The following is a 10,843-nucleotide window of genomic DNA, read 5'->3' as shown; positions in this document are numbered from 1 at the left end:
GCCCGGCGCTGTCGCGGGCGGTCGCGTGGCTGGCGGAGGCGCTGCGCGCCGAGGCGGCCGGCGACTCGGCCCGGCTGATGCGCGCCTGCCGCCGGGGCCTGGAGGTGCTGGACCAGCACCGCGCCACCCTGGGCTCGACCGAGCTGCGCGCCCAGGCGAGCGCGCACGGCGCGGAGCTGGCCGCGCTCGGCCAGCGCCACGCGCTGCGCCTGGACCGGCCGCGCCTGCTGCTGTCGTGGAGCGAGCGCTGGCGCGCCACCGCGCTGGCTGTCCCGGCCGTGCACCCGCCCGACGACGAGCACCTGCGGGCCGAGCTGGCCGCGATCCGGTCCCTCACCAGCCGCCTGGCCAGGGCCCGCGCGGAGGGCCTGCCCACCACGCACCTGTCGGCCGAGCGGGCCCGCCTGGAGCGCGCCGCCCGCGCCCGGGCCCTGCACGCGCACGGCCGCGATCCGGCCGCCGCCCCCGGCTGGGACGCCGGCGCGCTGCGCGACGCGCTCGGCGGCACCCGCCTGCTGGAGCTGGTCGACGTCGACGGCCGGCTGCACGTGCTGGTGTGCGGCGCGGGCACCGTACGGCGCTACCCGGCGGGACTGACGGAGGAGGCGGCCCGCCAGGTGGACGTCGCCAGGTTCGGCCTGTCCAGGCTGGCGCACGGCCGCTCCACGCTGTCGCCCGCCGACCTGCTGGCCCAGGTCGAGCGCGCCGGCCACGCCCTGGAACGGGTGCTGCTGGGCGAGGCCGCCGCCCACCTGGGTGACGGGGACGTGGTGGTCGTGCCGCCGGGACGGCTGCACGCGGTGCCGTGGACGCTGCTGCCGTCGCTGCGCGAGCGCGCGCTCAGCGTGGCGCCGTCGGCCCGCTCGTGGCTGCGCGCCCGCCGCGCCGGCGCGCCCGGGCACGGCCGGGTCGTCCTCGCGCACGGCCCCGGCCTGCTCGCGGCCGGCGCCGAGGTGGGCGAGGTCTCGGCCGCCTACCCGGAGCCCGTCGTGCTGGGCGGCGGCACCGCCACCGTCGCCCGGACGCTGGAGGCGATGGACGGGGCCCGGCTGGCGCACGTGGCCGCGCACGGCACCTTCCGCGCCGACAGCCCGCTGTTCTCCTCGCTGCGCGTGGACGACGGCCCGCTGACGGTGTACGACCTGGAGCGGCTGCGCCGGGCTCCTGGCCAGGTGGTGCTGTCGAGCTGCGACTCCGGCTTGACCGCGCCGACCGGCGCCGACGAGCTGCTGGGCCTGGCCGCCTCCCTGATCGGGCTGGGCACGACCGGGATCGTGGCGAGCGTCGTGCTGGTCAACGACCTGGCCGCGGTGCCCCTCATGGTGGCTCTGCACCGCCGCCTGAGCAGCGGCGCGGGCCTGGCAGCGGCGCTGCGTGACGCCCGCCGCGCCACCTCCGGCGACCCGCTCGCCACCGCCACCGGCTACGCGTTCGTCTGCCTCGGCGCCGGCTGACCGCTACGGCACCGCGTGGGCCAGCACCGCGTGGGCCAGCACCGCGCCCCCGTAGGCCGCCAGCAGCCCGGCCGCGACGCTGAGCAGGACGTTGGCCGCTGCCTGGCGGCCCGCGCCCTCCTCGGCCAGCCGTACGGTCTCGTACCCGAGGGTGGAGTACGTGGTGAGCGCGCCGCAGAAGCCGGTGCCGGCCAGCGCGGTCCAGCCGGGACCGGCGGGCAGGGCGGCGAGGAAGCCGAGGAGGGCGGAACCGGCGACGTTGACCGTGAGCGTCCCCCACGGGAACGTGCCGCTGTGGCGCCTCTGGACGGCGCGGTCGGCGAGGTAGCGCAGCGGGGCTCCCACGGCCGCGCCGAGCACCACGAGCAGGACCGTCACGACGCCGCCCACCGGGTGAGCCGGATCCCGGCCCACACCGCCGCCAGCGCCGCGGCCATGGTGCCCGCCAGGTACAGGGCGGCGACCAGCGGCGAGCCGTCGGCGACGACCCGGCGCGCTTCCACGACGTAGGTGGAGAACGTGGTGAACCCGCCCAGCACCCCCACCCCGAGGAACGGCCGTACCAGCCGGTGCGCGGGGCGTACCTCGGTGATGACCACCATGAGCACGCCGATCAGCGCGCTCCCCGAGACGTTCACCAGGAACGTCGCCCATGGGAAGGCCCCGGGCGCGGCCGGCAGCAGCGTCTGCGCGCCGAAGCGGGCCAGGGCGCCGAGCGCGCCGCCGGCGGCGATGGCCGCGAGCACCGCCCAGCCGGCTTCGGTACGCTGCGCGGGCACATGCAGGTCCACATCCGGATCTATCGGCCGTTCGGTCACACATTCCTCCCCAAACCGTCACCGTGTCAGATCACCGTGGCACGGGAACCTCTCTAGAGAAGCCGATCACCACGGAGGCGTGCTTGAGCACGAAGGACGCCATCGCCCTCCTCGCCGGGGCCATCATCGTCGCCGCCGCCGTCAACGGCGCCGGGTCGGCCCCGCCGGCGACCGCCACCAGCCCGCTCGGCAACGCCGGAGGCACCCGGCCCGGCCTGGCCCCGATCACCTCCGCCGGGGACAAGGCGGCCGCCCGCGCCGTGATCGAGCGGGTGCGCGTCGCGGCGCGCGGCTCCAGCTCCGGCTATCGCCGCACCCGCTACGGCGGCAACTGGGCCGACACCGCCACCGGCGTGCCCTACGCGCGCAACGGCTGCCGCACCCGCGACGACCTGCTGGCCCGCGACGGCCACAATATCCGCTACCGCAAGGGCTCCGACTGCGAGGTCGTCGCCATGGACCTGATCGATCCCTACACCGGCCAGCGCATCGGCTGGAGCAAGCGCGACGCCGGCGAGATCCAGGTGGACCACGTCGTCCCGCTCGCCTACGGCTGGCGGATGGGCACCCGGCGCTGGCCGATGGGCAAGCGGGTCGACTTCGCCAACGACCCGCTCAACCTGCTGCCGGTCAAGGGCAGCGCCAACGAGGCCAAGGACGCCTCTGGCCCGGCGAGCTGGCTGCCGCCGCAGCGGCGGGTCCGCTGCGCGTACGTGACGCGCTTCGCGCAGGTGGCGGTCAAGTACGACCTGCCGGTGACGCGCGCCGACAAGGCGGCGATGCTACGGCAGTGTCGTTAGCGCCGGGCCGGTCCAGTCGAAGCCGCGCGCGAACGTGCGCTCGGCCAGCGCCCGCTGGCCGGCGGCGTTCGGGTGGAAGTAGTCCCACTTGCTCAGGTGGCCGATCGTGAACGGGTAGGAGAACACCGCGCCGCCGTCGGACCGGCACGACGGCCCCATCAGCGCGCACGCCCGCGCCGCCTCGCGGTTGTAGGCGATGACGCGCTCGCGCACGCGGGCCCGCCGCTCGACGTCGGCCCGCTTGTCCGAGGCGGGGCGGGCCAGCATCGACTGGCAGATCCGCCCGACGGTCCAGAACGTGCGCGCCAGCGGGCTCTCCCTGCCCACCTGCCAGAGCCTGCGCAGGTCGGGGATGCCGGCCAGGAACACCCGCGCCTGCGGCACCCCGGCCCGCAGCGCCGCCAGAGCCGCGTCGATCCGGCTGCGGTAGACGGCGACGGGCGTCATCTCGCTCTCGGTGCGCTTGCAGGCGTCCTGGGCGCCGATGAGCACGGTGACGTATCCGGCCTTGGCCTCGACGGCCTGGCGCACCTGGCCCATCAGGTCGGCGCTGGTGGAGCCCGGCACGGCGAAGTTGCGGTTGTGCCCCTTGAGCGGCGGGCCGAGCCGCAGCATCCGGGTGTAGTGGCTGTCGACGGCGGCGTTGTCGCCCGCCGACCACGACCGGGAGGGGCACGAGACGTACCAGCCGCAGCTGTTGAAGCCCGAGGAGATGGAGTCGCCGAGCGCCGCCATCACCTGCGGCACCGGCTCCGCCGGGACGGCGTGCGCGGGGCCGGAGGCGGCCAGGACGACGAGGGCGGCCACGGCGGGCCCCAGGCGACCGATCATGCGGCCAAGGTAGAGAGCGGGCCACCGGCCCGCCATGACGTCGGGGTACGGCTGCCGTGTCGGGACCGAGTTCATATCGCGGCTTGACCGGCGGCGGCCGATCTGGGTGCCCCCATTGGAGGGCGACGGGCTGGTTATGGCCGTAACACCGCATTCGCGGGGGTCCGAGTCGAACGTGTTCAGTTCCCGCATAGAGTGTCTCAAGTGAGTGTCGCGCTCGGAACAACCCGCCCGCTACCGGTTCGCACCACCCCTGTCCGCGACCCCGGTAACCTGCTGGCCTCCCTCCCCAGGACCGCCCCGTACGCCTGGGTGAGGCACGGCGAGGGGCTCGTGGGCTGGGGTGAGGCCGCCCGGGCCGACGTGCCGCCCGGCCCCGACCGGTTCGCCTGGGCGCGCCAGTGGCTGTCCGCCGTCTTCGCCGGCGCCCACGTCAACGACGCCGTGCGGACGCCGGGCAGCGGCCCGGTGGCCTTCGGCACCTTCACCTTCGACGAGGACGCGGCCGGCTCCACGCTGGTCGTGCCGCAGGCGATCCTGGCGCGCAAGGGCGGCCGGGCGTGGCTGACCACGATCGGCGACCCGCCGCTGGAGACGTTCACGCCGCTGCTCGACCCGGGCCGCATCAGCTACGGCGACGGCAGCCTCACCGCGCCCGAGTGGGAGCACGTGGTGGCGCGGGCGGCCCGGCGCATCCGCGAGGGTGAGCTGGAGAAGGTGGTGCTGGCCCGCGACCTGCTGGCCACCGCCGAGCACCCGATCGACGTGCGGCTGCTGCTGATCCGGCTGGCCCGCCGCTACCCGGAGTGCTACACGTTCTCGGTCGCCGGGCTGGTCGGGGCCACGCCGGAGCTGCTGATCCGGCGCACCGGGCAGGAGATCGAGTCGCTGGTGCTGGCCGGCACCACGCCGCGCGGCACCGGCCCGGCCGACGACCTGGCCCGCGGGGCGGCGCTGCTCGCCTCGGCCAAGGACCGTCACGAGCACGAGTGCGCCATCGCCTCGGTCCGTCAGACGCTGGCGCCGCTGTGCTCGTCGCTGCGCACCCCGGACGAGCCCGAGCTGATGGTGCTGCCCAACGTGCAGCACCTGGCCAGCCACGTGAGCGGCCGGCTGGCCGACGGCGCCTCGGTGCTCGACGTGGTCGCCGCGATGCACCCGACGGCGGCGGTCGGCGGCACCCCCACCGGCACCGCGATCCGGGTGATCCGCGAGCTGGAGGGCATGGACCGGGCCGGCTACGCGGGCCCGGTGGGCTGGATCGACGCGCACGGCGACGGCGAGTGGGGCATCGCGCTGCGCTCGGGCATCGTGGAGGGCCGGCGCGCCCGGCTGTTCGCCGGCGGCGGCATCATGGGCGACTCCGACCCGGCCGCCGAGCTGGCCGAGGCGCAGGCCAAGTTCCGCGTCATGCAGTACGCGCTGGAGGGTTAACCGGGCAGGTGGACGCCCGCGCCGGGGGTGACCCTGGCGCGGCCGGCCGTCAGCGTGGCCACCCAGTCGGCGAACGCGGCCACCTCGTCCTCGCCGACCGCCACCACGAACTCCACCCGGGAGCCGTAGGAGACGTCGCGGACCGGGTGGCGTGAGGCGCGCAGGTCGTTCTCCACCCGCCCGGCCTGGTCGTGCGCCACCGACACGTTCATCAGCCTGGCCGGCACCATCCGCACCGTCTCGGCGCGGTCGAGCGTCTCGGTCACCGCCGATCCGTAGGCGCGCACCAGGCCGCCCGCCCCCAGCAGGATGCCGCCGAAGTAGCGGGTCACCACCGCCACCACGTGGTCGACGCCGCGGCCGGCCAGGGCCTGCACCATCGGCGTGCCCGCGGTGCCGGCCGGCTCGCCGTCGTCGTCGCCCCTCCGCTCCCCGCCGATCGCGTAGGCGGTGCAGTTGTGGCTGGCCGAGGCGTGCAGCGCGCGCCGCTCGGCGATGAACGCGGCGGCCTCCCCGACCGTTGCGGCCGGCGCCATCGCGCAGACGAAGCGCGAGCGGCGCGCCTCGGTCTCGTGCTCGACGCGGGTCTTCAGGGTGAGGTACGGCACCGGACAAATCTAGCGAGCGACTTGTGCCGTGCGAACCGTATGCTGTACGGTACAGCGTACCGATAATGAAGGAGAACGCTTGAACGACGTCCGGCCCTTCCGCCTCGAGACCGCCCAGGCCGACCTTGACGACCTGCGCGAGCGGCTCGGCCGGGTGCGCTGGCCCGACGAGGTCCCCGGCCTCGGCTGGCGGTACGGCGCGCCCCTGGCCCACGTCAAGGAACTGGCCGCGCGCTGGCGCGACGGCTACGACTGGCGGGCCGCCGAGGCCGAGATCAACCGGCACGACCAGTTCGTCACCGAGATCGACGGCCAGCGGATCCACTTCCTGCACGTGCGCTCGGCCGACCCCGACGCGCTCCCCCTGCTGATCACCCACGGCTGGCCCAGCTCACCGGTGGAGTACCTCGACGTGATCGAGCCGCTCCGCCGCGACTTCCACCTGGTGATCCCGTCGCTGCCCGGCTACGGCCTGTCCGGTCCCACGACCGAGACCGGCTGGGGCTCCACCCGGATCGCGCGGGCGTGGCTGGAGCTGATGACCCGGCTCGGTCACGACCGGTTCGGCGTCCAGGGCGGCGACTGGGGCACCTGGATCTCCCGCGAGGCCGGCGTGCTGGCGCCCGAGCGGGTCGTCGGCATGCACGGCAACGGGATCATCTGCTTCCCCATCGGCGCCCCGGGCGAGCTCGACGGCCTCACCGAGGTCGAGCGGGAGCGCCTGGCCTTCCGCGAGAGCTACCTGACCGAGCAGTACGGCTACAAGCTCATCCAGTCGGCCCGCCCGCAGACCTTCGCCTACGGCATGGCCGACTCGCCCGTCGCGCTGCTGTCCTGGTTCGCGAGCGTCTACCACGAGTGGAGCGACGGCGGCGTCGACCCCGACCGGCTGCTCACCACCGCGACGATCTACTGGCTGACGAACACGGCGGGCTCGGCCGCGCGCTCGTTCGCCGAGACGCCCGACACCGAGCAGGACACCGGCGTCGAGTGGGAACTCAAGCCCGCCACCGTGCCCACCTCGATCTCGGTCTTCCCCAAGGACGTGCTGCGGCCGATCCGCCGCTTCGCCGAGCGCGACAACAACATCGTCGGCTGGGTGGAGCACGAGCGCGGCGGCACGTTCGCCGCGCTGGAGCGGCCGGAGGCGTTCGCCGCCGACGTGCGGGCGTTCTTCACGTCGCTGCGCTGACCCCCCGGCCGCCCGCCCGGCTCGCGCACCCCGCGCGGGGCGGGCGGCGCGGGCGTCATACGGTCGGGTCCATGAGCTATCGCGTCGCCATGGACATCGGCGGCACCTTCACCGACGTCGTCTGCTACGACGAGCGGTCCGGTGCCGTCACCGCCTCGAAGGCGCCCACCACGCCGGGAGACCTGGCCGAGGGCGTCTTCGCCGCGCTGGGCCGGGTCGTGGACGACCCGGCGGCCATCTCGTTCTTCGTGCACGGCACCACCCAGGGACTCAACGCGCTGCTGGAGCGCACGGGCGCCCGGGTGCTGCTGCTGGCGAGCGAGGGCGGCCGGGACGTCTACCAGATCGCCCGCGGCAACCGCGACCGCATGTTCGACCTGCGCTACCGCAAGCCCGCCCCGCTGGTGCCGCGCCAGGACGTCATGGAGGCGGGCGGGCGGCTCGACTGGCGCGGCGCGGAGCTCGTACCCCTCGACGAGGAGTCCGTGCGGCGGGCCGGGCGGCGCGCCCGCGACGAGGGCTTCGACGCGGTGGCCGTGTGCCTGCTGTTCTCCTACGCCGACCCGGCGCACGAGATCAGGGCGGGTGAGATCCTCGCCCAGGAGCTCGGCGAGGACGTGCTCGTGGTGCTCTCCCACGAGGTGGCACGCGAGTGGCGCGAGTACGAGCGGACCTCCTCGGCCGTGCTGGAGGCCTACACCGGCCCGGTCGTGCGCCGCTATCTGTCGGGCATCGAGCGGCGCTTCGCCGAGCGCGGCCTGACCGTGCCCGTGCACGTCATGCAGTCCTCCGGCGGGCTGGTCAACGCCTCCTACGCGATGCGCCGGCCGCTGCAGACGCTGCTGTCGGGGCCGGTCGGCGGCACCATGGGCGGCGTCGCGGCGGCCCGGCTGCCGGCCGGGCGGCGCAACGTCATCTGCGTGGACATGGGCGGCACGTCGTTCGACGTGTCCCTGGTCGTGGACGGCCGGCCCGACGTCAGCGCCGAGGCGCGCATCGAGGGCTTCCCGGTGCTCATGCCGGTCGTCAACCTGCATACCATCGGCGCGGGCGGCGGCTCGCTGGCCTACGCCGAGGCCGGGGCGCTGCGGGTCGGCCCCGAGTCGGCCGGGGCGGTCCCCGGCCCCGCCTGCTACGGCCGGGGCGGCACCCGGGCGACCGTCACCGACGCCAACGTGGCGCTGGGCCGGGTCGATCCGGCGTGGTTCGCGGGCGGGCTCATGACGCTGGACGCGGGGGCCGCCGCAGCGGCGGTCGCGGAACTGGCCGGCGAGCTCGGCCTGGACCCGCTGCGGCTGGCCGAGGGCATCTGCGACGTGGCCAACGCCAAGATGGCGCAGGCGATCCGGACGCTCACGGTGGAGCACGGGGTGGAGCCGCGGGAGTTCTCGCTGGTGGCCTTCGGCGGGGCGGGGGCCATGCACGCGGTGTTCATCGCGCGCGAGCTGGGCATCTCCGAGGTCGTCGTCCCGCGCTTCCCCGGCGCGTTCTCGGCGTGGGGGATGCTGGAGGCAGACGTGCGGCGGGACCTGACCCGCCCGTACTTCCGGCCGCAGGACACGCTCGACGGTGATGACATGTCCCGAAATTTCGCCGCATTGGAGGCGGAGGCGTTGGACGCGCTCGCCGGGCAGGGCGTCCCCGGCGACCGCCGCCACGTCGAGCACGCCGTCGACATGCGCTACGAGGGCCAGGACTACACGCTCACCATCCCGCTGCGCGACGCCGCCGAACCGGCCGCCCCCGGCTTCCCGGAGACGATCGCCGCCCGCTACGCCGAGGCGCACACCGGCCGCTACGGCCACGCCACCCCCGAGGCGCCGGTCGAGTTCGTCATGCTGCGCAGCACCGGCTTCGGCTCCTTCCCCCGCACCGCCGCCGCCGTCGCCGGGACGCCCGGCCCGGCCGGGACCGCCGTCCGGGACGTGATCTTCGACGGCGTGGCGCACGCCACCCCCGTGCTGCGCCGCGCGGACCTGACCGGCTCGCTGGCCGGGCCCGCGATCGTGGTCGAGGAGACCGCCACCACGGTCATCCCGCCCGGCTGCCTGGCGAACGTCGACGACAACGGATTCCTCATCGTGAAGGTGGAGGCCCACCAGTGATCGACCCCATCACCACGGAGATCATCCGCTGCGCCCTGCTGCAGGCCGCGGAGGACATGAACACCACCCTCATCCGCAGCTCCTACACGCCCGTCATCTACGAGGCCAAGGACTGCGCCGTCGCCCTGCTGGACCGCGACCACAACGTGCTGGGCCAGTCGTCCGGCCTGCCGATCTTCCTGGGCAACCTGGAGGTGTGCACCCGCGAGACCGAACGCCGCCACGGCCGCGACGTGTGGCGCGAGGGCGACGTGTGGGTGCTCAACGACTCCTACATCGGCGGCACCCACCTCAACGACGTCACCGTCTACGGGCCGATCTTCACCGGCGGCGAGCTGGCCGGGTTCGCCGCCTCGCGCGCCCACTGGCTCGACGTCGGCTCCAAGGACCCCGGCGGGTCCATGGACTCCACCTCCATCTTCCAGGAGGGGCTGCGCCTGGGCCCGGTCAAGGTGTACGAGGGCGGCGAGCCCTGCCGCGACCTGCACGAGGTCATCGGGCGCAACGTACGCTTCCCGCACGCCACGCTCGGCGACCTGCGCGCCCAGGTGAGCTGCGCGATTCCGGGCAGCGGCGGCTGCGCGAGATCGTCTCCCGGTGGGGCCTCGACACCGTCCTGGCCGCCCGCGACGAGATCTTCGCCCAGACCGAGCGGCTGGAACGCGCGGCCGTCGCCGCCATCCCCGACGGCCGCTACGAGGCGTCCGGGTTCCTCGACAACGACGGCATCGACCTCGGCACGCCGCTGCCGGTCACCGTCCGGGTGACGGTGTCGGGCGAGTCCGTCTCCGTCGACCTCACCGACTGCGCCGACCAGGCGACCGGGCCCGTCAACTGCGGCGCCGCCCAGGCCGTGGCCGCCGTCCGGGTCGGCTACAAGCTGCTCGTCTCCGGCGACGTACCGCTCAACGGCGGCTCCTTCCGGCCGCTGACGGTCGAGACCCGGCCCGGCTCCATGCTGGCCGCCGAGTCGCCCGCCGCCTGCCAGTACTACTACTCGCACCTGGGCCTGCTCATCGACCTGGTCGTCAAGGCGCTGGCCCCGGTCCTGCCGGACAAGGCGGCCGCGGCCTCCTACGGCGACTCCATGATCGTCCAGTTCGCCGGGATCGACCCGCGCACCGGCAAGCTGTACGTGTCCCAGGAGGCCACCGTCGGCGGCTGGGGCGCGTGGGAGGGCGGCGACGGCGAGACCGCGCTGATCAACAACGTCAACGGGTCGCTGCGCGACATGCCCATCGAGGTCCTGGAGACGCTCTTCCCGGTCCGCGTCACCCGCTACGAGATCCGCCCGGACACCGGCGGCGCCGGCCGCTGGCGGGGCGGCAACGGGATCGTGCGCGAGTACGAGTTCCGCGGCGACACCTCCCTGTCCCTGTGGTTCGAGCGTTCCGTCACGCCCGCCTGGGGCCTGGCCGGCGGCGCCGCCGGCGCCCCGCCGCGCGTCACGCTCAACCCGGGCACCGCGGGTGAACGGGCCGTGCTCAAGGCCAACGCCGTCCCGGTCCGCGCCGGCGACGTGCTGCGCTGCGAGTCCGGCGGCGGTGGCGGCTACGGCCCGCCCGGCCACCGCCGCCGGACTCGCAGCGCAGCACGTCGCC

Annotated in this window: 10 protein-coding genes and 1 pseudogene; 7 read left to right on the top strand and 4 right to left on the bottom strand. The window is 75.0% G+C overall.

Features of this window, described 5'->3' with window-relative positions; genetic code table 11:
* Positions 1–1,454, top strand: a 1,454-nt coding sequence (locus ADY59_RS44385) for a CHAT domain-containing protein (protein ID WP_049576473.1), incomplete at its 5' end; no start/stop codon positions are given.
* Positions 1,455–1,457: 3 nt separating this feature from the next.
* Here ADY59_RS44385 and crcB read toward each other — a convergent pair.
* Both crcB and ADY59_RS44375 read right to left on the bottom strand, forming a co-directional pair.
* Entirely contained in the window at positions 1,458–1,832 is a 375-nt protein-coding gene (gene crcB, locus ADY59_RS44380) for a fluoride efflux transporter CrcB (RefSeq protein ID WP_049576482.1), read from the bottom strand.
* Positions 1,829–2,272 (bottom strand): fluoride efflux transporter FluC, encoded by a 444-nt coding sequence (locus tag ADY59_RS44375; RefSeq protein WP_049576470.1) that lies wholly within the window; start codon positions 2,270–2,272, stop codon positions 1,829–1,831. The genes crcB and ADY59_RS44375 overlap by 4 nt, the downstream gene beginning before the upstream one ends.
* An 83-nt stretch (positions 2,273–2,355) precedes the next feature.
* On the opposite strand from ADY59_RS44375, the gene ADY59_RS44370 reads away from it, so the two are divergent.
* Positions 2,356–3,072 carry an HNH endonuclease family protein gene (locus ADY59_RS44370; RefSeq protein ID WP_082310872.1) on the top strand — a complete coding sequence of 239 codons (717 nt, stop codon included), beginning with the start codon at positions 2,356–2,358 and terminating at the stop codon, positions 3,070–3,072.
* Here the strand turns inward: ADY59_RS44370 and ADY59_RS44365 are convergent.
* Positions 3,055–3,903, bottom strand: coding sequence for a GDSL-type esterase/lipase family protein (locus ADY59_RS44365; protein WP_049576476.1), 849 nt, complete (start codon positions 3,901–3,903; stop codon positions 3,055–3,057). The two genes, ADY59_RS44370 and ADY59_RS44365, sit on opposite strands and share 18 nt — an antisense overlap.
* A gap of 204 nt (positions 3,904–4,107) precedes the next feature.
* Between ADY59_RS44365 and ADY59_RS44360 the strand changes: the two genes are divergently transcribed.
* Positions 4,108–5,337, top strand: a complete 1,230-nt coding sequence (locus tag ADY59_RS44360) for an isochorismate synthase (protein ID WP_049576467.1) — start codon at positions 4,108–4,110, stop codon at positions 5,335–5,337.
* Here the strand turns inward: ADY59_RS44360 and ADY59_RS44355 are convergent.
* A complete protein-coding gene (locus ADY59_RS44355; RefSeq protein WP_049576465.1) occupies positions 5,334–5,945 on the bottom strand; it encodes an IMPACT family protein in 612 nt (203 codons plus the stop codon). The two genes, ADY59_RS44360 and ADY59_RS44355, sit on opposite strands and share 4 nt — an antisense overlap.
* Positions 5,946–6,024: 79 nt before the next feature.
* Between ADY59_RS44355 and ADY59_RS44350 the strand changes: the two genes are divergently transcribed.
* The 4 genes and pseudogenes from ADY59_RS44350 to ADY59_RS44340 all read left to right on the top strand — a co-directional run.
* A complete protein-coding gene (locus ADY59_RS44350) occupies positions 6,025–7,137 on the top strand; it encodes an epoxide hydrolase family protein (protein WP_049576461.1) in 1,113 nt (370 codons plus the stop codon).
* 71 nt (positions 7,138–7,208) lie between these two features.
* The gene (locus tag ADY59_RS44345) at positions 7,209–9,242 is read left to right on the top strand and encodes a hydantoinase/oxoprolinase family protein (protein WP_049576458.1); all 2,034 of its coding nucleotides are present in this window, start codon (positions 7,209–7,211) and stop codon (positions 9,240–9,242) included.
* A 56-nt stretch (positions 9,243–9,298) separates the two neighbouring features.
* Positions 9,299–9,742, top strand: a pseudogene (locus ADY59_RS53615) (hydantoinase B/oxoprolinase family protein); the annotation flags it as partial.
* On the top strand, positions 9,715–10,843 hold a 1,129-nt coding region (locus ADY59_RS44340; protein ID WP_269433692.1), incomplete at its 3' end, for a hydantoinase B/oxoprolinase family protein. The pseudogene ADY59_RS53615 and the gene ADY59_RS44340, both read left to right, overlap by 28 nt.

The organism is Nonomuraea sp. SBT364 (assembly GCF_001083785.1).
Lineage (GTDB): Bacteria > Actinomycetota > Actinomycetes > Streptosporangiales > Streptosporangiaceae > Nonomuraea.
The sequence above is the reverse complement of the archived record's forward strand: the minus strand, read 5'-3'. Positions and strand labels throughout refer to the sequence as shown.

Bases quoted from the DNA above. Each gene is read 5' to 3' on its own strand.
- ADY59_RS44365 (WP_049576476.1), bottom strand. From the start codon at position 3,903: ATGATCGGTCGCCTGGGGCCCGCCGTGGCCGCCCTCGTCGTCCTGGCC.
- ADY59_RS44345 (WP_049576458.1), top strand. From the start codon at position 7,209: ATGAGCTATCGCGTCGCCATGGACATCGGCGGCACCTTCACCGACGTC.